The sequence below is a fragment of the Vibrio sp. 10N.247.311.12 genome (assembly GCF_041467515.1).
Lineage (GTDB): Bacteria > Pseudomonadota > Gammaproteobacteria > Enterobacterales > Vibrionaceae > Vibrio > Vibrio crassostreae_C.
In genome coordinates, this window is record NZ_JBFSUV010000043.1 from 1 (window position 1) to 22,252 (window position 22,252).

At 44.3% G+C, this 22,252-nt stretch carries 21 protein-coding genes and 1 pseudogene; 6 read left to right on the forward strand and 16 right to left on the reverse strand.

The window, feature by feature from the left end; genetic code table 11:
• Positions 1-1,012: 1,012 nt before the first annotated feature.
• The 4 genes and pseudogenes from AB6E30_RS17505 to nrdD (AB6E30_RS17520) form a co-directional block, all read right to left on the reverse strand.
• A complete protein-coding gene (locus tag AB6E30_RS17505) occupies positions 1,013-1,480 on the reverse strand; it encodes a hypothetical protein (protein ID WP_372104634.1) in 468 nt (155 codons plus the stop codon).
• A 195-nt stretch (positions 1,481-1,675) separates the two neighbouring features.
• Positions 1,676-2,143: an anaerobic ribonucleoside-triphosphate reductase-activating protein gene (gene nrdG, locus AB6E30_RS17510; RefSeq protein WP_372104637.1), complete on the reverse strand. Its 468-nt coding sequence runs from the start codon at positions 2,141-2,143 to the stop codon at positions 1,676-1,678.
• Positions 2,144-2,149: 6 nt separating this feature from the next.
• Positions 2,150-4,291, reverse strand: coding sequence for an anaerobic ribonucleoside-triphosphate reductase (nrdD, locus tag AB6E30_RS17515; RefSeq protein ID WP_372104639.1), 2,142 nt, complete (start codon positions 4,289-4,291; stop codon positions 2,150-2,152).
• 249 nt (positions 4,292-4,540) lie between these two features.
• Positions 4,541-5,398: pseudogene (gene nrdD, locus AB6E30_RS17520) on the reverse strand (anaerobic ribonucleoside-triphosphate reductase); the annotation flags it as partial.
• 303 nt (positions 5,399-5,701) lie between these two features.
• Here nrdD (AB6E30_RS17520) and AB6E30_RS17525 point away from each other — a divergent pair.
• Positions 5,702-6,577, forward strand: coding sequence for an endonuclease/exonuclease/phosphatase family protein (locus AB6E30_RS17525; RefSeq protein ID WP_017064569.1), 876 nt, complete (start codon positions 5,702-5,704; stop codon positions 6,575-6,577).
• A gap of 163 nt (positions 6,578-6,740) precedes the next feature.
• Here the strand turns inward: AB6E30_RS17525 and AB6E30_RS17530 are convergent, their stop codons facing one another.
• The 5 genes from AB6E30_RS17530 to AB6E30_RS17550 all read right to left on the reverse strand — a co-directional run bounded on the left by AB6E30_RS17530 (position 6,741) and on the right by AB6E30_RS17550 (position 10,751).
• Positions 6,741-7,172, reverse strand: coding sequence for a YeeE/YedE family protein (locus AB6E30_RS17530; RefSeq protein ID WP_016787649.1), 432 nt, complete (start codon positions 7,170-7,172; stop codon positions 6,741-6,743).
• Positions 7,172-7,633: a YeeE/YedE family protein gene (locus AB6E30_RS17535; protein ID WP_010429747.1), complete on the reverse strand. Its 462-nt coding sequence runs from the start codon at positions 7,631-7,633 to the stop codon at positions 7,172-7,174. Before AB6E30_RS17535 ends, AB6E30_RS17530 begins: the two co-directional genes overlap by 1 nt.
• Before the next feature lie 202 nt (positions 7,634-7,835).
• Positions 7,836-9,068, reverse strand: a complete 1,233-nt coding sequence (locus AB6E30_RS17540) for a glycosyltransferase (protein WP_372104642.1) — start codon at positions 9,066-9,068, stop codon at positions 7,836-7,838.
• A 97-nt stretch (positions 9,069-9,165) separates the two neighbouring features.
• Positions 9,166-9,630, reverse strand: coding sequence for a GNAT family N-acetyltransferase (locus tag AB6E30_RS17545; protein ID WP_372104669.1), 465 nt, complete (start codon positions 9,628-9,630; stop codon positions 9,166-9,168).
• Positions 9,631-9,653: 23 nt separating this feature from the next.
• The gene (locus tag AB6E30_RS17550; protein ID WP_372104672.1) at positions 9,654-10,751 is read right to left on the reverse strand and encodes a ketoacyl-ACP synthase III; all 1,098 of its coding nucleotides are present in this window, start codon (positions 10,749-10,751) and stop codon (positions 9,654-9,656) included.
• A gap of 122 nt (positions 10,752-10,873) precedes the next feature.
• Between AB6E30_RS17550 and trxC the strand changes: the two genes are divergently transcribed.
• Positions 10,874-11,308 carry a thioredoxin TrxC gene (trxC, locus tag AB6E30_RS17555; protein WP_017060125.1) on the forward strand — a complete coding sequence of 145 codons (435 nt, stop codon included), beginning with the start codon at positions 10,874-10,876 and terminating at the stop codon, positions 11,306-11,308.
• A 102-nt stretch (positions 11,309-11,410) separates the two neighbouring features.
• On the opposite strand, the gene AB6E30_RS17560 is transcribed toward trxC, so the two are convergent.
• Positions 11,411-13,090 (reverse strand): GMC family oxidoreductase, encoded by a 1,680-nt coding sequence (locus tag AB6E30_RS17560; protein ID WP_372104644.1) that lies wholly within the window; start codon positions 13,088-13,090, stop codon positions 11,411-11,413.
• Positions 13,083-14,687, reverse strand: coding sequence for a long-chain fatty acid--CoA ligase (locus AB6E30_RS17565; protein WP_372104647.1), 1,605 nt, complete (start codon positions 14,685-14,687; stop codon positions 13,083-13,085). Before AB6E30_RS17565 ends, AB6E30_RS17560 begins: the two co-directional genes overlap by 8 nt.
• A 369-nt stretch (positions 14,688-15,056) precedes the next feature.
• On the opposite strand from AB6E30_RS17565, the gene AB6E30_RS17570 reads away from it, so the two are divergent.
• Positions 15,057-16,082, forward strand: coding sequence for an AraC family transcriptional regulator (locus AB6E30_RS17570; RefSeq protein ID WP_017060128.1), 1,026 nt, complete (start codon positions 15,057-15,059; stop codon positions 16,080-16,082).
• Between the two features lie 57 nt (positions 16,083-16,139).
• On the opposite strand, the gene AB6E30_RS17575 is transcribed toward AB6E30_RS17570, so the two are convergent.
• Complete coding sequence (locus AB6E30_RS17575) at positions 16,140-16,379, reverse strand: hypothetical protein (protein ID WP_017060129.1); 240 nt, start codon at positions 16,377-16,379, stop codon at positions 16,140-16,142.
• On the opposite strand from AB6E30_RS17575, the gene AB6E30_RS17580 reads away from it, so the two are divergent.
• Complete coding sequence (locus AB6E30_RS17580) at positions 16,351-17,502, forward strand: MFS transporter (RefSeq protein WP_029235229.1); 1,152 nt, start codon at positions 16,351-16,353, stop codon at positions 17,500-17,502. The two genes, AB6E30_RS17575 and AB6E30_RS17580, sit on opposite strands and share 29 nt — an antisense overlap.
• Positions 17,503-17,636: 134 nt before the next feature.
• Here the strand turns inward: AB6E30_RS17580 and AB6E30_RS17585 are convergent, their stop codons facing one another.
• The gene (locus AB6E30_RS17585; RefSeq protein ID WP_372104650.1) at positions 17,637-18,530 is read right to left on the reverse strand and encodes a helix-turn-helix transcriptional regulator; all 894 of its coding nucleotides are present in this window, start codon (positions 18,528-18,530) and stop codon (positions 17,637-17,639) included.
• 50 nt (positions 18,531-18,580) lie between these two features.
• Here AB6E30_RS17585 and AB6E30_RS17590 point away from each other — a divergent pair, with 50 nt between their 5' ends.
• The gene (locus AB6E30_RS17590) at positions 18,581-19,978 is read left to right on the forward strand and encodes an MATE family efflux transporter (protein ID WP_372104653.1); all 1,398 of its coding nucleotides are present in this window, start codon (positions 18,581-18,583) and stop codon (positions 19,976-19,978) included.
• A gap of 103 nt (positions 19,979-20,081) precedes the next feature.
• Here AB6E30_RS17590 and AB6E30_RS17595 read toward each other — a convergent pair whose 3' ends face one another.
• Together AB6E30_RS17595 and AB6E30_RS17600 are read right to left on the reverse strand one after the other, a co-directional pair.
• A complete protein-coding gene (locus tag AB6E30_RS17595) occupies positions 20,082-20,477 on the reverse strand; it encodes a nitrous oxide-stimulated promoter family protein (protein ID WP_017060975.1) in 396 nt (131 codons plus the stop codon).
• A gap of 3 nt (positions 20,478-20,480) precedes the next feature.
• On the reverse strand, positions 20,481-20,906 hold the full coding sequence (locus tag AB6E30_RS17600; RefSeq protein WP_372104655.1) for a GNAT family N-acetyltransferase: 426 nt from the start codon (positions 20,904-20,906) through the stop codon (positions 20,481-20,483).
• A gap of 97 nt (positions 20,907-21,003) precedes the next feature.
• Between AB6E30_RS17600 and AB6E30_RS17605 the strand changes: the two genes are divergently transcribed.
• On the forward strand, positions 21,004-21,213 hold the full coding sequence (locus AB6E30_RS17605; protein WP_017060973.1) for a DUF2986 domain-containing protein: 210 nt from the start codon (positions 21,004-21,006) through the stop codon (positions 21,211-21,213).
• A 114-nt stretch (positions 21,214-21,327) separates the two neighbouring features.
• Here the strand turns inward: AB6E30_RS17605 and AB6E30_RS17610 are convergent, their stop codons facing one another.
• Positions 21,328-22,251 (reverse strand): ABC transporter substrate-binding protein, encoded by a 924-nt coding sequence (locus AB6E30_RS17610; protein ID WP_372104658.1) that lies wholly within the window; start codon positions 22,249-22,251, stop codon positions 21,328-21,330.
• Position 22,252: the final 1 nt, after the last annotated feature.

Consider the following 22,252-nt stretch of genomic DNA (forward strand, 5'->3'; position numbering starts at 1 on the left):
AACGCTTACCTTTCGCAAGTCCTTGCAGGGCAAGGGGCTTCGTAATCTTGCCCTGGCTATTGTCCCTAAGCTTGGTGATCATATTCCTTAATTTAGCGCCAGAACATGCAACTGGTACTTCACGTAAATATTTGACGAAAAGTGAGATCTCATTTAGCATTTTATATCTGTGTGCTTAGGCTAGCGGGCAGCGACGCGGTGTCAGAAGCCGCACTGGTTACTATTGAACCATCCGCCTTTTTTTTGTTGGTAGGTATGAACTTAACCAAAAACCTATTATTGCTAACAACATCGGAGCCAAGCCGTAGCCTTGGTAAGAAGGGTAGAATTATGGATAAAGTAGAAAGATTTGCAAAAACAGCACTAGCTTCAGTCGTCGAAACTATTGGCGGACTGGGGATTAGTAACCCGGCCTTAGTAGGGTCGCTAGCCTAAGTACATAGCCCGCCTGAACCGAACAGAAAATTATTTATATAACTATGCATATTTGTTCGACTTTCTTTTTTCCATATTGCCTATAAGAGCTTCAACCTCGCTTGGGTTTGTGATATTCCCATGGAACGTACCAGTACGATTTATATACTCATGTAACCCGCTACGGACTTGATTAGCAGATAGTTCAAATTTAGCCTCAGTAGCTTTCAGTGCGTCTACCTTATCCCATCTTCCCCTCATCAAAGTGACAACAAACTCAGCTAGACGGTTATTCCGTATAGTCTGTTTCGACATCTTTTTACTATGCGATTCGAAAGATGCAAAAGACGATTTTTTTTCATTATGTCGGCGCTTAGCCAGACTTGTACTCGCTGTAACCATGATTAACCGTCGAATAAATACAAATTACTACTCAGCTCTAGCGTATACTGACAAAGTCAAAAAACCAAACAAGATATTATCCAAAGGTAAAGTTCATGAATAATAGGATGGCTACTTACCCTAAGTCGCTTTCTGCCCCTAAGTTCTGGATCTTATTGCACCTTATAGGTTTACCAACTGTCATTCTGCAGTTTAATTAACCGCCTTGCAGGTAGGCTTTTCTGCTCCTAGTGGAACGACCTTGTAAGTCTTCTACAACTAGCTTAGAGAACTCCGTAAACGAAATATCAGTTTCCTCATCTAAACCCAGTTTATGCAGTGCCATTTTTCGGCCATCTGGATTTGGAGACCATCTTTGATGCTTTGCACTGAACGACGCTCCAACATAAGATCTGAACTTAGCGAAATCCATTTTCCGTAGGCTATCAAATCCAATTTCATTTAGTAAATTAATTTCATTATGAACAACAACTAGATAAGCTATTTCAATCTGAACTGCATATTTACTGAACGTCCTTTGTAAAACTTCCTGCTTTAAGCCATCTATTGTTCTTTTGTAATGCTCTTGATTTGAAAGCTCAGAATTAAAGCCTTCAATAGACGGATCACCATGTGAATAAAGAGCAACAATACGGCGGTGAATTTCCTGTTTAGTCCAAGGCATGTTCTACCTGTTTTACTAATAAGTTTATATATCAAACTATATCATTCATTATCGATTTTTAAGTAACTAGCTAACTAAACTTAGCTATATTTGGATGTTGGCGAACTCGCTTTTGTCCCAAACCGAAATAGCGTGTCAGGAAAACCTGCCATTTATTTGGCATCATACGTAGAGCACTGACAGTGCATAAACCATCTAAATACTGAATCTATGTATGATTTGATTAGAGCTTCCACGCCACAGTAGTTCTGGGTCGTACCTATCTTGCTCAAACTTTCCATCAATTAAAACATCGATGTGTTCTACTATCACTTTTTGCTCTGAAGATAGTTCATCCATGGTATAACCCGTCCACATCCAAATATCTTTGTCTGGACATTCCTCCTTCACCCTAAGTACCAGTTTATAAATGCTGGCAATGTTTGCTGGATGTAGAGGATCACCGCCTGATAGTGACAGTCCACGCCTCTTGATACGCGTATCTTTCAGGTCTGTGATAATCTGGTCTTCCATTTCTTGTGTAAATGGATGACCAGAATTGGGATTTAACGTTGATTTGTTATAGCAACCTCGGCAGTTATGTTCGCACCCTGCTACAAACAGGGTGCAACGTGTGCCTTCACCATTTACAACATCAACTTGTTGATACTTATGGTAATTCATTAGCTTCTACATGTGTTTAACACGGCGAATAACTTCTTCTTGCTTACCAGAGTTAAACGGTCGAGCATCTGGCGAGCCCAAGTATCCACAAACACGGCGTGTAACAGATACATTCTTAGGATCATGGTTGCCGCACTTAGGGCATGTAAAGCCCTTGCTTGTACACTCGAACTCTCCTGTGAACCCACACTCGTAACACTCATCAATCGGAGTGTTAGTTCCGTAATAAGGAACTCGGTCATAGCTGTAGTCCCAGACATTCTCTAGAGCTTCAATATTGCGCTGCATGTTAGGGAACTCGCCGTAACAGATGAAGCCTCCACTCGCTAGCTCCGGGTATGGCATCTCGAAATCGATCTTGTCGTAGGGGTTAACTTTCTTCTGCACATCAAGGTGGAAGCTATTCGTGTAGTATCCTTTATCTGTAACGCTACCTAGTACACCAAACTCTTTAGTGTCTAGTGCGCAGAAGCGAGTACACAGGTTTTCAGAAGGCGTGCTATATAAGCTGTAGCCCCATCCACTTTGCTCTTTCCAGCCGTCAACTTTGTTCTTCAGGAACTTAACGATTTCGATACCTTTCTGACGAAGCGTTTCGTCATCAAAGATGTGCTCACCATCTTGAGCATAAAGAGCATTAATGGTCTCGTGAATACCGATGTATCCCATTGAGATTGATGCACGGCCATTTTTGAAGATGTCTAGCACTTCGTCATCAGGGTTCAGACGAACACCTAAGGCACCCTCTGTGTAAAGGATTGGAGCAACACGTGCCTTAACACCACGAAGGCGATCAATACGCGTCTCTAATGCACGACGAACAAGCTCAGTGCGCTGTTCCATGATTTCGTAAAACTTAGCCTCATCACCGTTAGCTTCAATGGCGATGCGAGGTAGGTTAAGGCTTACTACACCAAGGTTGTTACGTCCTTCGTGTATTTCATTACCATTCTCGTCGACATAACGACCTAGGAAGCTACGACAGCCCATTGGTGCCTTAAATGAACCTGTGACCTCTACAACTTTGTCGTAGTTCAGAATGTCTGGATACATGCGTTTCGAAGCACACTCTAGAGCTAGTTCCTTAATATCGTAGTTTGGGTCTTCCTTCTTAAGGTTAACGCCATCTTTGATAGTGAACAGTAGTTTAGGGAAAACAGCAGTCTTCTTGTTTTTACCCAAGCCCTTGATTCTATTTTGGAAAATAGACTTCTGGATAAGTTTAGATTCCCAGCTAGTACCTAGCCCTAGGTTCACAGAAAGGAAGGGAGTCTGCCCATTACTTGAGAAAAGCGTATTGATCTCGTATTCAAGAGATTGGAAGGCATCATAGACTTCTTTCTCTGTTAGTTTACGTGCGTAATCTTCAGGGTTTGGCACATCCCATTCTTTAGCTGTATCTAGGTGCTTCTGATGACTAATCGTTACGTAAGGTGCTAATACCTCATCGAGACGATTAAGTGTAGTACCACCATAAGTATGGCTAGCTACTTGCGCTACTATTTGGGCAGTAACAGCTGTTGCTGTTTGGATTGACTTAGGTGTGTCGATTTCTGCATTACCCATGCGGAAACCGTTCTTCAGCATGTTCTCTAGATCTACAATCATGCAGTTGAACATCGGGAAGAATGGAGAGTAATCCAGATCATGGTAATGGATCTCACCATTCTCATGTGCTTGAACGATGTCACGCGGTAGCATGTGGTGCTTTGCATAGTGCTTAGAGATAATACCAGCAAGAAGATCGCGCTGTGTAGGAATTACCTTGCCATCCTTATTTGCATTTTCATTCAGTAGGTCAGCGTTGCTTTGATCTACTAAACCAGAAATTTCAGCACTTAATGCACTTGCTTTTTCACGTTGTATATCACGGTCATGACGATACTCAATGTAAGCACGAGCCACATCTTCATCGACATGCATTAGTTCTTTTTCTACCAGAGACTGGATCTCAGAGATCTCGACCTCGGCTTTACCATTCATTTTTTCGCATACATTAGCAGCAACGATATCGCCTAGTTCGCGATTGATGCAGTTAATACTCTCTGCTGCTGACTGAACAGCATTCTTAATCAGTTGAGCGTTGAAGATAGCTTTTGCGCCATCACGTTTAACCACAACTGCTGATTCGTGTTGTTTCATAATCATGTTCATTTCTCCTTATAGTTTTAGTTTTTAAGCTGCGATTTGAAAGGCTTGTTTTTGTAAGTTTTGCTTCTTCTCAAGCTCACGAGAGTGCTCTCTCGAAAAAACAGCCAGCTCAGCTAGGTGAAATGAATTCTGTAGTGTCGTTGAATTAAGTGTTTTAAAGGCTTGCAGGGCTAACGTGAGGTTTTCTTTCTCTAGGTAGTACGCACACACACATAAGATTTCCATAAAGTGCTTTACAACATAATGTCCATTAGCGGTGTGCAGCGTGTTTACTTCGTACTCCAGAGATTGGAACGCGTCGTAACACTCTTTCTCTGTGCGAGAGATAGCAAAAGCTTCTGGGCTATGAATGTCCCACTCTTTCGCTAGCGATAAGTGCTTCTCGTAGCTCGCCATAACGTAAGGTTCAAGAACCTCATCGATGCGGTTAATCGTTGTGCCGCCGTAGATGTGACTCGCCACTTGCGCGATGATCTGCGCGGTTACCGCTGTCGCCGTAGAAATAGACTTAGGTGTGTCGATTTCCGCGTTACCCATCTTGAAGCCATGCGTTAACATGCCTTTCAGATCGATAAGCATGCAGTTAAACATTGGGAAGAACGGTGCGTAGTCTAGATCGTGGTAGTGAATATCACCACATTCGTGAGCATGTACGATATCACGTGGCAAAATGTGAGTTTTCGCATAGTGTTTAGCCACGATACCCGCCAGCAGGTCACGCTGAGTTGGGATTACTTTGCCATCTTTGTTCGCGTTTTCATTGATTAGATCAACGTTGCTTTCTTCGATCAAACCTTCGATCTCACGAGTTAAAGCGCTTTGCTTCTCACGGGCGATGTCGCGGTCATGACGATATTCAATGTAGGCACGAGCCAGAGACTTGTATGGTCCCTGCATTAGCTCGTTCTCGACCATGGTTTGAATTTCAGAGATATGAACTTCATCGTAGTCTTCGAGCTTCAACTCAACTGCTAATGCCACATTCAGTGCATAAATAGCAATTTCCTTATCGGCTTTGTCTGATGCTGCTTCCACTGCAGCTTGGATGCGATCTCTACTGAATGGAGCTCTTGAGCCATCACGCTTGATTACGATTGATTTCACCACTTCTCCTTACTCTTGAGGTATTCACAGACTTATCCACAAACACACTATATAGAGCGATTTATCGTTTAACTAACACTAGATATTGTGGCGTATTTAACGAGAACCACCAACTTTGAGTATTGATTTGGATCAATAAAAAGAGAACGCTGACTAAGATCAATTCAATATTATTACGCTAGTTCTCAAGTCGAAAAGAAACAATGTAACAATAAAAAAACTCCTAAAAAGAGTTGAATTTTTGGTAAGTGTTGTAGGATAACGGCTCATCAATATTGGCAGACAAAATTAGGGATATTTGGCATGAAACGACTTCAAAACTGGATAATGTTAGGCTGCTTACTCAGTAGCCAGACATTTGCTGAACCTTTGACCATATCCAGTTGGAATATCGAATGGTTATCAACCAACGAGGCTGTGAATAAGTTTTCTGACAAACGTGATCAAGCTGATTTCGACAAACTCGCAACTTATTTTCAATCCTTAGACGCAGACGTGGTTGCGTTTCAAGAAGTCGATAACGTAAATGCCATTCAGCGTGTGGCTGGTGATCAATACAAGATATTGATGTCTGACCGGGCGCTATCTAAGAACAGCAACCGCCAATTTAAAGAAGTGAACCAATACACGGGATTTGCAGTTCGTAAAGGAGTAGCCCTCACCGACTACGCTGACTTTCCACTTGAAACCACATCCAACAGTAAACTTAGGTTTGCCAGCTATATCGTTGTAGAAACAAACTTTAAACCCATTCACATGTTGTCTGTGCATTTAAAGGCAGGTTGTAGCGGAGCGTATAAGTCCAACCGCGATTGCTCTCGTTTAAAAGAGCAAGCTCAGCAACTGAACAAGTGGATAAAGCAAAGAGAGCGCAATAACGAAGACTACGCCATTCTTGGCGACTTTAACCATAACCTCGCTTACTCACGAGATTGGATGTGGAAAGAGTTATCACAATATACTGATGCGCAGTTAGCGACACGAAAGACCCGTGCAGATTGTAAGGTACGCTCTAACCGCAACAATTATCGCACACATCAGTTCCGCTCTGTTATTGATCATATTGTGGTGAGTGAGTCGCTAAATGCTTCTCCTGCAAAGCAGAAGGTATTTGAAACACAAGATGTTCTGGACTACAAACTCAGTGACCACTGCCCAGTTTCAACAACTATTAAATAGTAGATTTTAGATAACAGCAGATTGTAGATAACTGAAAATAATAGAAACAGTAAATATAGAAAGAGGCTGACTGACTTTCGTGCTGAAAGCGAGTCAACCTCTATGCTTGGTCAGCTCAGAACGGATAACGTCAAAGCCAATGTAATCAGCTATAAGCTTGCTACTAACACGTTTTGTTCATACGATCCGCCAGCCACATTCCCACCAGCATGCTTATCATAAACACCCACACCGTCGGGTTGCCGCCACTTAGGCTGGTTACCGCAGGGCCTGGGCAAAAGCCTGCAATCCCCCAGCCTAAGCCAAACGCTGTAGATCCAAGAATCAGCTTTCTGTCTATCAACGGATTGTTACGGCTATCTAACGGCTCGCCATTGATGGCTTTAGCGCGCTTTTTAATGACCAGATGATAAAACGGTGCAAAGACCAATAGCGCGCCACCCATGACGAATGCCAAACTAATGTCCCAGTTACCGGTAATGTCTAAGAAGCCGAGTACCTTCTCAGGATCAACCATCCCTGAGATGATCATGCCAGAGCCAAAAAGAATACCTGCGACCAAACCGATAACGATAGTAAATGAAGCGTTTTTCATTATGCCCCCAAGCCAGTCAGATTCTTGATAAACACGGTTACGATTGCCACACCCATAAATACACAGGTCGCAACAATAGAACGTTTAGATAAACGCGCCATTCCGACAATGCCATGCCCGCTAGTACAACCGTTCGCTGTTTTAGTACCAAAGCCCACCAGAAGGCCAGCAATAATCACTAAAGCGAGATTCATCTCTTCTAACTGCGGAAGTTGGTAGCCCGTCGGAATTAATAGCCAACCACTTGCGACCATTCCCACAACAAAGGCGATACGCCAGTGTTTTTCGGTGTTTGCTGTATCCGCATCTTTACGTTCTTTGTTGCTGGTGCCAGTTGGCAATAATCGGCTGACAATGCCACTAATGCCAGCAACTCGACCAATCCCCAACATTAAAACAATGGCCGACACGCCTAACAACATGCCGCCGAAAAAAGCATCCCAAGGAATCAAACTAAGCACAAACCTCTCCTATCCACAAACATCATAAACTCATAACAACCTATAAATTAGAGTTTACTAATAAATATAAATTAGTCAATGCTAATGTACTGCGAGTATGTGTCGTTTTGTAAGTCTGGAATTAACAAGCGCCCTGCATGAAAAAAGCCCCTAGGTGTTAACCTAAGGGCTTAAGATTTATTCTGTCTTTGGTAAAGAACAGCTATTTGATCTTGTTCTTCTCAGCAATCCACTGCGACATGTACTTAGTGCTCGCCATGCTGTGGTGCTTCAGCATAGAGCCAAAGAAGTTATCCAGCCGGTGAGACTCAAGCTCAGACTCTAGCGCAATCAATCGCTCGATCAATTTGTCGCCCAGTTGGTTCTGTTCGTAGTGCGCTTCAAGAATTGAATGACACTGGCTTTGAGCCTTGAGCCACTTCTCTTCATCTTTATAAAGAGCAACTGTTTGTTCAACAAACGCGTCGATATCGTCTGCTACCGCGCCCGGCCATTGCAACTCACCTTTCGGCAACATGCCTTCACTACCAATTTCACTAGTCACGTTTGGAGTTTGAAGCTTCATTGCATCAAGCAACTTACCTTTAATGCCCGCACCAAAACGTAGTGGAGCGACACACACACGTGCCTGCTCCATCACTTCTTGAGCATCTTTCGCCCAACCTTTGATATGGAAACCGGTTTTAGGGTTGTGTAATGCGGTCGCTTTTGGTGGCGGATACGATCCATAAATATGAAGTTCAGTGTCAGGCAGCTGTTTGCGAATCTTCGGCCAAATCTTCTGTAACTGAAGCACTGCATCCCAGTTAGGCGCATGTCTAAAATTACCTATCGTCATGAAATGCTTACGTTCTTCAAAGCTTTTCGTACTTTCAGGCAACGTGTTGAGATCAACCATGAACGGCAGGTGATGTAATAGTTTTGGATCGATATTGAACTCAGATTGGAGCAATTCCATCTCGTAACTTGAGATGATCAACGAAAGATCACAGCGCAGGATTGCAGCGATTTCACGTTTCGCCAAGTCACTGTACAGGTGCTCTTTCGTTAACTCTGTCTCTTTCTTAACAGCTTCATGTCGAGCATTGCGTAGGAATTGTAAATCTTCAGTATCCAGTAGCTTAAAGGCATTGGGACATACCTTCTCGACGCGCCAGCCGAATTGCTCTTCCATCATAAAGCGGTCAAACATGACAACATCAGGTTGCAGCTCTTCGATGTACTGGTCAAAGCTATCGCAATTTAGCTGAATAGATTGGCTTGTAATGCCCTCTTCAGAAAGATCAATCATATGCTCGGTTTCTTGAGCTGGCGTTGCGAACTCAACGGGCCAACCTTGTCTCTTGAACAGTCGTAAAAGTGACATCATATGGCTGCCAGCCGCCGATGAATTCGGTTCTGGCCAAACGTAGCCAATTGCTAAAACTTTCTTCAAAATACTTCCTAAGAAATAACAAAAGGGCTACAGAAGCCCCTAATAAAACGTTAATCGAGTTATGCCGCTGATAATAATGGTTCTAAGAACTCAGCGATTAGATTCGCTCACCGACATTGCGAGCTATCATAAGCACTTCATCCGCAGAGTACAGATTTGAAATCGTGGTTTCGACTTCTGCACCCAATGTAGATTGATACAGTTTTTGTGCAAAGTTGTCCGCCCTGGTGGTCACTAATACATGTTTTAGTGTCGAGCCTTTCTCTGCAAGTTTGTGCTTCACTAGAGGCAAAGAATCTAGAATCAGCTTTTTACCCAACCCTTGCCCTTGCGCACTCGGTAACACAGCAAGTTGCTCCAACTCTAAAACAGCTTCACGCCTAAACCCACTCTTTTGAACCCATATAATGTAACCAACAATCTCACCTTCACTTTCTGCAACAAAGTTAAGAAAGCGTGGCGCAGCATTTAAGTTACATTGTAACCAATCCTTCGAGTTTTGTTGTCGAACAAAAGTAGCTTGGTGAACTAAAGCCGCACCATCAAGGTCGGCTTTATCCATTAGACGAACTTGCACCATAACTGCTACTCGCTTTCTGAGTTAGGGCGCGTTTTACAGTGTAAAATGGCCTTCTCTAGTAGCTCTAATGCTGATTGTTCCACTTCTGGCAGTTTGGCATCTGATTGACCTAACGGCTCAACACGGTTACCCCATTTAATGTGGCCTGCCCCCCAAGTTAAACCAGCACCAAATGCTGCAACCAGGATATTTGAATTAGGCTTAACAAAACCCTGCTCTAGTGATTCACATAATGCAATTGGCACGGTCGCTGCCGACGTGTTGCCGTAGTTTTGAATGTTCACAAACGCTTTCTCACGCTCAATGCCCGCCATATCACACAGAGTTTGAATGATACGGATATTTGCTTGGTGTGGAATCACAACATCGATGTTGTCTGTTGAGATGCCAGTACGGCTCAATACCGTGTGTGCTGCTGCACCCATGCCTTTAACCGCACGTTTGAAGATCTCTTTACCTACGAAATCGAAGTCCCAGTAACCGTTATCAGCCGCAAAACGGTCCATAGAAGTACCAAACTTAGGCACTGCTAGAATATCTCGGCCTTCAGCATCACAGCCGATTTGCGCTTCTTGGAGACCAACTTGCTCTTCAGTGCGAGAAAGTACGACTGCACCCGCACCATCACCGAATAGAACCGCAGTATCACGCTTGGTCCAGTCGATGAAGAATGAAAGACGCTCTGCACCCACAACGATCGCATTGCGGTAGTTGCCCGCCTGAATCAATCGAGTTGCAGTTTCAACACCGTAAATGAAGCCCGTACACGCCGCATTAAGGTCAAAAGCCGCTGCACTCTTGATGCCTAGGTTCTGTTGAACTTTAGACGCAGTATTTGGAATAAGAGAATCTGGACTGCACGTCGCTACGATCACAAGATCGATATCTTCGGCTGTTAAACCAGCACACGCCATTGCATGTTGAGCAGCAACAGTTGCTAGTTCAGAGGTATTTACATGACTGATACGACGGTTTTCGATACCAGTTCGAGTACGAATCCACTCGTCAGACGTATCAATGAAAGTGCTTAAATCATCATTGGATAGCACGGCTGGTGGCAGACACTTTCCCCAGCCCGTAATTTCAGCGTAAAATTTTGTCATCATTTACCTGTTTATTGTTTGTTTTTATTTGAGTATCTTATTCTTGTTTTAAACAGTATAAGCGTTCCGTACATGATTCGTAAATCGCGTTAGGCACGGAGACGCAATAAAAAGAGAAAGTTATGTCTACATTCAACACACGTTGCCCTTCTTGCGGTGGCGTAAACCGAGTTCCTTCAGAAAGAATTTCAGAAAGCCCTACTTGTGGTAAGTGCAAAAACGCACTTCTAGACGGTGCACCAATCGAAGGTACGTCACTGAATTTCCAATCAATTTTGAACAGTTCACAGCCTGTCGTTGTCGATTTTTGGGCGACATGGTGCAACCCATGTGTAGGTTTCGCACCTGTATTTAGCGATGTCGCTAAAGAGCGCGCTGGCGATGTTCGATTTGTTAAAATTGATACCGAAGCTCAACAGCAACTGGCGGCTATGTATCAAATCAGAAGCATCCCAACGGTGATGGTGTTCAAGAACGGTCAACGTGTTGATACGATTAACGGTGCACTGCCAAAAGGTCAATTTGATCAGTGGCTTAATCAAGCACTAACTAAGTAATACTATTGGTTAAGCTATTGATTTAGCATTACTTAATTCTAAGTAAGCACACAAAAATAGGTTAGAGAGTCTTACCAAATCAAGACTATCTAACCTACTGTTTTATTTATGGTTATCACTTAACTTCTTGAATAAAACTACAGCTTCGCCTTTCGCTTGAATATTAGATTCTTGCTTGCCAAACCCGTATTGCTGTTTGATTTGATCTGCGACTTTCTCAGCAATCATAATGGTTGGTGCATTGGTGTTTGCCCCAATCAGTGTCGGCATCACAGAAGCATCAATGACTCTCAAATTATCCAATCCATAAACTTTGAGATCTTTATCTACCACAGCTAAAGAATCGCTACTAGGTCCCATTTTACAGGTCCCGATCGGGTGATACTGAGTGTCTGCACGATTGCGAATATCTTGCTCGATAGCCTTGTCATCACTGGCGTCCACAGGGTAGAAAGCATTGCCTCGGATATCATCAAACGCGGAACTCTCTAACATTTGATACTGCTTCTTCCAGCCCTTAATCATGATCTCCATGTCTTCAGGATGACTGAAAAACGCAGGATCGATCTTAGGCGGATCATAGGGATCATTACTATTGAGCGTTACGGTGCCGTAGCTCTTCGGTCGCAATAAGGTGACATGAGAGGTAAAGCCATGACTGGTATGAATTTTTCTAGCATGGTCATCTACCACGGCGACCACAAATACAAACTCTAAATCCGGTACAGCGATATGATCTTCGGAACAGAGAAAGCCTATTCCCTCTGCAAAATTACTGCTCATTTTACCGCGGCGTTCTTTGTGCCATAGTGGTAAGGCTTTGGTCATTTCAGAGGCCATTTGCAGCGAGATACCAAAAGTTTCACGCTTTTCACTGCATTTATACGAATGTACTAAGTCGATATGATCTTGAAGGTTCTTGCCCACTCCAGGTAATTCATGAACCTGTTCGATTCCATGTGTCTCTAGTTCAGTTTGAGCACCGACACCAGACAGTAACAGCAATTGGGGAGAACCAAACGCGCCAGCGGAAAGAATCACTTCTTTGTTGCATCGTATCTGATAACGCTTTCCGCTAGAACCATATTCAACACCAATCGCCTTCTTGCATTCAAACAAAACCTTATGTGTGGTGGCTTTAGTCACGACCGTGAGATTCGATCGTGAAAGGTTTGGCGTTAAGTAAGCCTTGGCAGCACTGCATCGTTCACCATTCAGCTGTGTTACCTGCGTCGGCATCGCCCCAAACTGAGCAGCGCCGTTAATATCCTCATTGCGAGGTACACCTATCGATTCACACGCCGTTAAATAACGTTCCAACATAGGGCTTGGCGATCTAAGATTGGCCACATTAAGAGGACCACCTCGGCCATGGAACTCATCTTGGTGGACTTCGTTGTTTTCTGCTTTCTTAAAGTAAGGCAAACAGGATTCATAGTTCCAGCCAGCATTGCCCAAGCTTTCCCATCTATCGTAGTCATAGCGATGTCCACGAGCGTACATCATGGCATTGATAGAGCTAGAACCGCCAAGTGTCTTACCTCTAGGCTGATAGCCTTTACGACCGTTCAAACCCGGCTGTTCAACCGTTTCGAATGCCCAATTATTGAGTTTGGTTGGCATCATCGCCACCACGCCAACGGGTGTGTGAATGAATGGGCTGGTGTCTTTACCACCCGCTTCTAACAAGCAAACCGTCACATCAGGATCTTCCGACAGCCGAGAAGCCATCACACACCCAGCTGAACCACCGCCAACAATAATAAAATCATAACTATCCATTTGCCATCTCCGCTATTTCTAGTGGGTGTAACTCACGCTTCAAGATTTTTCCGGTTGCTGTCATGGGTAAGGCTTTACGAATGAATACCTTACGCGGGTATTTGTAGTCGGCGAGTTGCTCACGACACCATGCTATCAAGGCGGCACTATCACATTGCGTATGTTCGTGAAGAACCACATGCGCGTGGATCTCCTCGCCTAAATGTTCATGATGCTCGCCTACCACCGCGACCATTTCGACATCGGGGTGACACATCAACACTTCTTCGACTTCACGTGGATAAACGTTGTACCCACCACGAATAATCATGTCTTTAACACGGTCAACAATGAACAAATTGCCATGCTCATCGACGCGACCGATATCTCCCGTTAAGAACCAACCATCACGAATAGATTCAGCTGTCGCCTCTGGCCTTTGATAATAGCCTTTCATCACACTTGGGCTTTTAATGCAGACTTCGCCGAGTTCACCCATAGCGACAGAGTTGCCTTGTATATCAGTAATCTTGATGAGGTGGCCACATAAAGGCTGACCGACACTACCCGATAAACGATCGCCATCAATATGATTAAAGGTCGCAACCGGCGCCGTTTCCGAGAGCCCATAACCTTCTAAGACTGGTAATTCAAAACGAGATTCAAACTGTCGTATAACCTCAAGCGGCATAGAAGCACCGCCAGAAACACCTAACCTCAAGCTGTGTTTAACCTGTTCAGAGCGTTTGCTTGTGTTTTCTAAACTATCAGAAGACTCTTCTCCCGCCTTTAATAGCGCGATATACATAGTAGGAACACCCGCAAACACGCTGACTTTATGGCTAATGATCTGTTCAATAACCAATGGCGGTTCAAAACGAGGAATCAACACCATGGTGGACCCTGTTAGGACACTCGCGTTCATCATCACCGTCTGACCGAAGCTATGGAATAAAGGCAGTGTAGCCATTGTGGTGTCGCTGTACTCCAATCTCATTAGATACTGTGACGACATCGCATTGGTTTGCATGTTGGTGTGGGAAAGCTCAGCCCCTTTTGGTTGACCCGTCGTGCCAGAGGTATAAAGGATCACAGCGGTATCATCGCCATGACAAGCCACAGACTCAAAAGGAGTAAAAGGTTGTGCCAACCAATCAGCGATTGATTCATGCTCCTCATTACTTTCTAAAGTAGTGTCTGTGTTTGTTGGGATAGGCATCTCGACAAAGTGTTCACAGTGGTTTGCCTGCTCAAAACCTTGTAAACCATAGCGACCAATGGGAAGCTCTTCACTGCCGTCAAAACATAAATAGGCCTTCGCGTTAGAGTCATTAAGGTGATAAGCGATCTCTCTGGCCTTGAATAGCACGTTCAAAGGCACGACTACACAACCCGCTTTTAGAATCCCGTAATAGGCTATCGGAAAGTAAGTCACGTTCGGGCATGACAACGCTACCTTATCTCCGTTCTGCAACCCAAGTCTTTTCAAGTTAGCAGCCACGTTTCCAGAAAGTTGTTCTAACTGAGAAAAACTGATTTCATCCGATCCCATACGCAGAGCGGCTTTAGTTGGAAAAAGCGAAGCGCTACGCTCCAAATTAACAGCAAGATTGTGCATCCATGATCTCCTTGTGCGGCTTAGACCTGTTTGTGACGGTCACCGTAGACGTTCTAATCGTTGTAATAAGTCTCTTTCTTGTCATCACGAGCCTGCACATTGGTGTGTCATGTAGATAAGAGTCGTTATTGAGCAAAATGTTTGAGACGCTCCAATGTGCAGCCCAATAAATTACAACATTTCGATAACATTTCGAACAGGTTTCAAAAAGACAAAAACCGGTGATATTCGGACACAGCCTGCGCTAGCCCAATAAAACCTTGCACACATAAACCAAAATTTGGAACAAGCTTGCGAAAGTGAGAACAAGCAACAGGCGTAAATGTTAAAAGTTCGGTTAAGATATCGATATTCAACAAGAGGCAGCTTATGGAATACACCGCAGTTTACGAACCCGACATGCAAGCATTCGGCATTCTGGATCTTCAGTTGCTGCATCGTTACCTGTCGCCTGTTCTCAGTATCGAAGAGTTGCTCGAAGGCAGTAACATCGATGCTCTCCAACTCAACACACCCGATACACACATCACTTTGGCGCAAAAGCTTGCTGTGTTCAGTAATGCGTTAGCGAATTCCAACGAAGACGGATTGGGGCTTAAAGTTGGCCAACAAGCGAGGTTCAGCGATTTCGGCGTGCTCGGTTATGCGGTGTTTAGCAGCGAAACACTACTCGATGCCTTTTTAATCGGGTTTAAGTATCTGCAACTTGCTGGCCCTGTCCTCAGGAAAACCATGTCTGTAGAAGACAACATTGGTTACTTTCGCGCAGAGCAACTTATCGAACTCGATTCTTTACTGCCCTTTTGTTGTGAATACTGGTTCGCGGCGATACACAGTTTGTGCGAAGAGGTCTTACAGCAGCCCTTTCCTTCTCAAGTGATCCGCTTCCCCTATCCAAAACCTGAATACGGCGATCTATACACAGAGATTTTCCGCTGCCCGGTTGAATTCAATAGTGACCAGCTTGAATGGGAGTTCGACGCAACCACCTTGTATTCATCTCTTCCTACCGCCAACCCCATCACTTTACAGATGTGCTTAAAATCGTGTGATGACATGTTGGCAAAAGTCAGTGCACCCAGTAGCCTCAAAGAGAAAGTCTCTCAGATGCTGATTGAAAGGCCAGGATGTTACCCTTCTATAGAATCCATTTCTTCAGAACTGGGCATGTCTTCTCGAACTCTGCGTCGTCACCTGAAAGCAGCGGATACGAGCTATCAGAAGATACTGGACCATGTTCGCTTTCACCTTTCCCGGCACTACCTTTCTTCAACTCGAATGAGTATTGAAGAGATATCTGAACGAGTTGGCTTTTCTGATAGCGCTAACTTTCGTCATGCCTTTCGTAAGTGGAGTGGTAACTCGCCACGTCAATACCGTAAAGAAACGGTCTAACACTTAAAATCCCACTCAATCCAAATCATAAAAAGACAATCACGCTGCAATCTTTTTCTAAATTAAACCACCAATGAACAACGGCTTAACGACTTTTTGCCCGCATAAAATCTCGCCAAACCACCAAATATCGCAACCGTATTTTAGTTTAGTTGGTCGATAAATTTCTTTTATCTTAACGACCATTTTTATTTGTTTTACCCAATTCAGTTTCTCCCCCATAGTCGCGGAAAATTCATCGTTTCTTTTACTATCAGAGGCTCCTGCATTGGACAACATCCAACCAACAACTCGCATAACTGTTCCTGTTATTGCATTGTCTTTTTACGCGATCGCTTCAGGCTACTTAATGAGTTCATTACCATTAATGCTGTCTGAGTATGGCTTAGACAAAGATCTATCGAGTTGGTTGGCGAGTGCATTCTATGCAGGTCTACTGGCTGGTACATTATTGATTGAACGTGCCATTGCGCGTGTTGGCCACAAAGATGCGTTCGTCATCGCATTGAGTGTGTTCATCGCAACGATCCTTGTATTGCCATTGATCCCACACCAAGCAGTATGGCTACTAGCTCGCTTTGTGGCTGGTGTGGCGGTTGCAGGTATCTTCGTGATTGTAGAGTCTTGGCTAATGAGCGGTGACGAGTCACAACGCGCAAAACGTCTCGCTATCTACATGTGTTCACTGTACGGCGGTTCTGCAGTTGGTCAGCTTGGTATCGGTTACTTAGGTATTACTGGTGGCGTACCTTTCATCGCAATGTTCACCCTTCTGTTTGGTGCGATCATTGTGCTGATGTACGGACAAGCAACTCCACCACAGATCCACGATGCGCAATCTTTGTCTTTAAAGCAGATCAGCAAATTAAGCCACAGCGCGCTAATTGGCTGCATTGTTTCCGGATTAACGCTAGGTGCGATTTACGGCTTGATGCCAGTTGAACTTGCTCAACGTAACATTGCACACGAAGACATTGGTGGTTTGATGGCTTTGGTTATCATGGGTGGTATGGCTGTACAGCCGATGGTGACTTGGTTATCTCACCACGTAGGACAAGTGTTATTAATGGCTTTGTTCTGCCTGCTAGGGGTTGCAAGCATTGGTGTGCTGACTATCAATCACGATTTCTACGTACTAGGCATGAGCTTGTTCGTATTAGGCATGGCCACATTTGCGCTATACCCAATCGCGATTAACTTAGGTTGCCGTAACCTTGACCCAAGCTACTTGGTGTCAGTGACTCAAATCATGCTACTTTGCTACAGCATCGGTTCTGTTGCGGGACCAATCGTTGCAGACAGCTTTATGGATTCACAAGCAGGATTGTTCACTTACCTGTTCGCGTCTCTACTTGCTACAACGATCTACATGTTGATTGCTAGCCTAAAGCGCTCTCACCTACAGATTGCAGGCGAGTAAGCTTAAATAGACAGACACTAGATGCGTGTCATTAGGGCTCCGAGTTCAGACTTTATGTCTAAGCGAAGGGCCCTTTTCAACTCATGCCTATATGTAACCTTCTTCTCCCACACTTCTCATTTCATCGTGCAAGGCTAACCAAGAAGTCGATGGCTCTTTCGATATTGACTGGGTGACAAACCGAAATGCTTTTTGAAACGATGCGAAAAGTTATAAGGATCTTTGTAGCCTAAGCGATTAGCAATCATAGAAACTGACCAATCTTGATATTTCAGTAGACTGGTGGCTTTGTCCATACGTAATTGAATCAATTTACTGCGTGGTGAGAGGTTGAATAGCGTCTTGGTGACTCTATTGAGTTGCTCTTCACTGATGAACACTCTTTCAGCCATCCCTGCCACTGTCCATGGCTGATGCAGACTACTTTCAATTTCGTTATAGAGCGCTTGAACACGTGCAGTGGTGCTGGTCGACTTAGGCTCAAACCCCGTCAATGTTCGGATAATTTCGCTCAAGAGTAACTTCCGGTAACTGGCTCTACCGCCTATCTCAAAGTAAACCAAGTTCATTAATGACCAGATCTGCTCACACTCTCCAAAAGGCACAATCCCCTGACCTAAACTAGCTATGTGCTGCCATTGCTTAGTGTCGGGCGTCAACATCCACGCCATTTTCCAATAATTATATTGAGGATCGAGTTCAAAACGAAATGGGGTTTCAGCAGGAAGCACCACGAGTGTATAAGGCGTAATCGCTTGGACCGATGTTGCGGTTGTTAGAATGCCGCCACCTTCCATAGTGAAAATCAACGTATGAACATTAACGGATTCGCGCTCAACCCAGTAGCCATCATATAGCTTCGCCATGCCGCCCATATAGACACCAAAGCTTTTCATCTCTGGAATATCTTCAACGGTCAAAAAACGTTCTTTGCACTGTTCGGCGAGAAAAACATCATCATGCCAAGTTGATTTTGGTCTCATTGACTCAATGACGGATTCGCACAGGTTTTGTTGTTTTTTAAACATGTTGTTACTTCGCTCAAATCACTATAGTTCTGCCATAAATCGGAGAGCTTATGACAACTAACATCAACCCTAACTCATCTATGAATAACAAGCCAGAGAGCATCTTACCTCGTATCGTTAAACTTGGTTTGCCTGTTGCTTTGCAAAGTGCGCTTGTCGCTATTCTTGCCCTTGCTGACGTATTAATGGTCAGTGATTATGGTATGGAAGCAGCTGCAGCTGTGGGAATTGCATCAAAATGGCACTTCGTTGCTATTATGATTATGGCAGGGTTGGCCTCAGCAAACGGAACATTAGTTGCTCAATACTGGGGAAAGAATGACCGAAAAAGCGCTCGAACAGTATCATCTATCGCGATGGTGTTTGGCTTGAAAGTTCTGTTGCCTGTTACTGCAATCATCACTCTTGGTTCTAAGTTTTTAATGATGTTGCAAACCAGCGATCAAACCGTGATTGAACTTGGCGCGACTTACCTATGGTATGGCTTCCCCGTTCTACTGCTGACTCACATTGTCGTCGTGGTAGAAGCAAGCATGCGCTCATCAGGTGACACCGTAACCCCGCTACTATTGGGCGCGGTGACTATTGCACTCAACATTGCGCTTAACTTCGTTCTAATCAAAGGTGCCTTTGGTATTCCCGCTATGGGCGTAGCAGGTGCAGCACTGGCGACGACACTCGCTCGCGCAATTCAAGTTGGCTTGATGTATGGCTACATGCGCATGCGTAACCACTGGTTGTTAGCTACGCCTAGCTCACCACATCGTCCGTCATTATGGTTGTCTTACCGTCGTATTGCTTTGCCACTAACGATGAATGCCGTGTTATGGGCAATGGGTACTATGGCGTACCAAATGATCTTCGGTCACATGGGCACAACGGAACTTGCTGTGTTCTCTATGCTCGCGCCGTTTGAATCACTGTGTTACTCGATTTTCTTTGGTATTTCGGTAGCGTGTTCAGTGTTGCTTGGTCATTCATTAGGCCGTGATGAGTTTGATGACGCAATGCGTATGGGGCTGACGTTCATTAAAGCCGTCGTTGGATTTGGCGCGGTTGTTGGATTGCTACTGTTTATGGGCAAAGAGCATGTTCTAACATGGCTGAACCTTTCTACAGATGCGCTCTACCCGCTCGCTTCACCTGCAATGACCATTATGTGTTTTGCTGTGGTGATTCGTATGCTGAACATGGTGATCATCAACGGTATTATTCGCGCTGGCGGCGATAATGCGTTCTGCCTGCGTATGGATTTCATCGCGATGTGGATGGTCGGCATTCCAGTATGTGTTTACGGCGCGTTTGTCGCTGGATGGGATTTCAAATACATCTATGGTTTGATGTTGGTGGAAGAAGTGGTGAAACTGGCAATTTGTTCTCATCGTTACCTAAGCCGACGCTGGATCAACAACCTCACAGTGACCTCCGACGAGCCTCAACCGGCATAAGCTATTTGGCTACATGTAAGCTGAGATAGCAGCGTATCTACATCAAAAAGGTCTGAGAAATCAGACCTTTTTCGTTTCTTCAGCAACCACTTTAAAACGCCAGTTACTTCTTATTCATTCGGATATGGCGGTTCGACACATTCGGCAGCGGCTTCTCAGGCACTTTTCGCTTTTCATGTATCAAATGTCTGATCGCTAAAATAGGATGCTTAAGTAGCATTCTTGGCCCGGCATAGCGCATCACTAAACGCATTTGCTCTTTCGGGTCCGGTTTATAGCAATGAATTGGACACTTATTACAGGTCGGTTTTGCTTCGCCATAAGGACATCTATCCAATCGTGTTTCGGCATAACGCAACAGTTGCTCACACTCCTCACATAACGCGTTATTCTGACGAACTTCACCGTGGTGATCTTTGCAATAGATATGCACCATCGCAATAACGGTTTTGTACTCCGTTGCAAGCTCGCCTTGTAGAATATTGTTATGTTGGAACATGTTTTAATTACCTAATGAGAAACCGTACAAGTTGAGATTAACGCTTTCGCTTATCACATCTTCAACTCGCTCAAACACAAAGCCTAACTTAGTCAGTAGTGCGATACTTCGAATGTTATCAGAGGTTGTGATGGCAACTAAATGATCGATATCAGCATTCTGCTTAGCTTGTTCAATTATCGCCTCCGCGGCTTCTTGCGCAAAGCCTTGACCATAAAACTCAGCAACAAACCCGTCGCCAATATCATGCGACGCTAAGGTGTCTCTTTTTATTAATCCGCAGATACCAATTGGCGTTGAAGTTTCGTTGATTTCCTTATCACCAATGTAACGCAGGAAATCTTCTGAGCTGTATAGTCGTTGGATAAACGCCGCATCTTGAGGTGTGATCATTCTTAATCTTAAACGTTCGGTCTCGACTGACTGCATAGTGATATTTTCCTTGCTGAATACCATGTAAATATTGAGTTCTAGAGCTAAAATGATTATCCTCCACCGCCTAAACTAAATACAAGGCTATGCAGCAATGAACCGTAAGAAAAAAATCAATCAAATTCTAAAAAAGAAGCAGAAACAGGCGAATTCTAAACTGCATAGTAGCAACAAGCCTCGCTACATTTCTAAAGCTGACCGTGCAAAAATGGAAGCTGAAGAACAAGCGAAAGCAGCTCAAGAGCAAGCTGAAGGTTCAGTAGAAGCAACTGTTGAAGCTGAAGAGACAAAAGCTGCAGAGTAAGTTTATACTCGCAGCTCTCTTGTCTGACACTCTTTTCAGAGCCAACAGACAAGAACAAAAAAGCAGCCTCAAATTGGGCTGCTTTTTTGATCCTACCATTTTTAATCGCGCTGGTTAGCCTTTGAATGGCTGCACTTCCCAACGGGCAAACGGTGCTTTTGCGTTGATTCCCGCTCTGCCCCAACGATCAACAGAATCCACTACCAAGATACGCTCATTCGGTACTAATGATTTAATCAAGTTGCTTGGCTTTTTCGTTGTAACTAACCATAGAGCATCATCTTCCGAAAACATCTCTTTAAGCTTGGCTTTGTCCTGCTCTGTCCATTCCAGTTCAGCTTTGAACATGCGTTCTTCAACAAACAGTTGGCTGCCAGAGGCGAAATCTTCCAAGCTTTCTGAAAGCAACAATACTGAATCTACGTCATTGTCGAGCAATACTGCTTGCTGCTTGTTGATCAGTTCACGAACATCCAACATCACACGTTGTAAGTTGCTATCAATCGTTTCAGCTTGTGTCGGCCACAATAACTTAAAGTCGTCAGCCACAATCGCCGCCATACGAGTCAAGTTGGTCGGGTTTAACCACGCGTATTTAGACACATCACCATTCGACAATGTAAGCGCCGCAACACCTTGTGCACGCGGTGTAATCGCTTGAGCCGCATCTATTTCCACCAAACGGATGTTTCCTTGTCTTGCGTAGACAAAGGTAGGATCCGCTTGCCAGATCGATGACAGTGTTACCGCAACGGTTGCCTTTTCGCCCGATTGAAGCACTTTACTCGCCCCTTTGGTACCAAACCAATTCGGCAGACGATCGATACCATAACGTTTTGGTGGCAGATACTCGGTCGTGATGTCAGTGCCTTTAGTTAGCTCTGTCGCTAGTGCATAGGTTACAGGTGTACTCGTTAGAATATCTTCTGCATTCGCTTTAAGTGATACCACTGAGCCAGCCATTAATACACTACCAAGCATACCGACTTGAGCCGTTACTTTGACTGAGCTCGACATACGTTTAATTAAAGAAGTCATG

Bases quoted from the DNA above. Each gene is read 5' to 3' on its own strand.
- AB6E30_RS17575 (WP_017060129.1), bottom strand. From the start codon at position 16,379: ATGCGAGTTGTTGGTTGGATGTTGTCCAATGCAGGAGCCTCTGATAGT.
- AB6E30_RS17525 (WP_017064569.1), top strand. From the start codon at position 5,702: ATGAAACGACTTCAAAACTGGATAATGTTAGGCTGCTTACTCAGTAGC.
- AB6E30_RS17570 (WP_017060128.1), top strand. From the start codon at position 15,057: ATGGAATACACCGCAGTTTACGAACCCGACATGCAAGCATTCGGCATT.
- nrdD (WP_372104639.1), bottom strand. From the start codon at position 4,291: ATGATTATGAAACAACACGAATCAGCAGTTGTGGTTAAACGTGATGGC.
- AB6E30_RS17545 (WP_372104669.1), bottom strand. From the start codon at position 9,630: ATGGATAAAGCCGACCTTGATGGTGCGGCTTTAGTTCACCAAGCTACT.
- AB6E30_RS17595 (WP_017060975.1), bottom strand. From the start codon at position 20,477: ATGTTCCAACATAACAATATTCTACAAGGCGAGCTTGCAACGGAGTAC.
- AB6E30_RS17565 (WP_372104647.1), bottom strand. From the start codon at position 14,687: ATGCACAATCTTGCTGTTAATTTGGAGCGTAGCGCTTCGCTTTTTCCA.
- AB6E30_RS17560 (WP_372104644.1), bottom strand. From the start codon at position 13,090: ATGGATAGTTATGATTTTATTATTGTTGGCGGTGGTTCAGCTGGGTGT.
- AB6E30_RS17605 (WP_017060973.1), top strand. From the start codon at position 21,004: ATGAACCGTAAGAAAAAAATCAATCAAATTCTAAAAAAGAAGCAGAAA.
- AB6E30_RS17600 (WP_372104655.1), bottom strand. From the start codon at position 20,906: ATGCAGTCAGTCGAGACCGAACGTTTAAGATTAAGAATGATCACACCT.
- AB6E30_RS17585 (WP_372104650.1), bottom strand. From the start codon at position 18,530: ATGTTTAAAAAACAACAAAACCTGTGCGAATCCGTCATTGAGTCAATG.
- nrdG (WP_372104637.1), bottom strand. From the start codon at position 2,143: ATGAATTACCATAAGTATCAACAAGTTGATGTTGTAAATGGTGAAGGC.
- AB6E30_RS17590 (WP_372104653.1), top strand. From the start codon at position 18,581: ATGACAACTAACATCAACCCTAACTCATCTATGAATAACAAGCCAGAG.
- AB6E30_RS17530 (WP_016787649.1), bottom strand. From the start codon at position 7,172: ATGAAAAACGCTTCATTTACTATCGTTATCGGTTTGGTCGCAGGTATT.
- trxC (WP_017060125.1), top strand. From the start codon at position 10,874: ATGTCTACATTCAACACACGTTGCCCTTCTTGCGGTGGCGTAAACCGA.
- AB6E30_RS17610 (WP_372104658.1), bottom strand. From the start codon at position 22,251: ATGACTTCTTTAATTAAACGTATGTCGAGCTCAGTCAAAGTAACGGCT.
- AB6E30_RS17505 (WP_372104634.1), bottom strand. From the start codon at position 1,480: ATGCCTTGGACTAAACAGGAAATTCACCGCCGTATTGTTGCTCTTTAT.
- AB6E30_RS17550 (WP_372104672.1), bottom strand. From the start codon at position 10,751: ATGACAAAATTTTACGCTGAAATTACGGGCTGGGGAAAGTGTCTGCCA.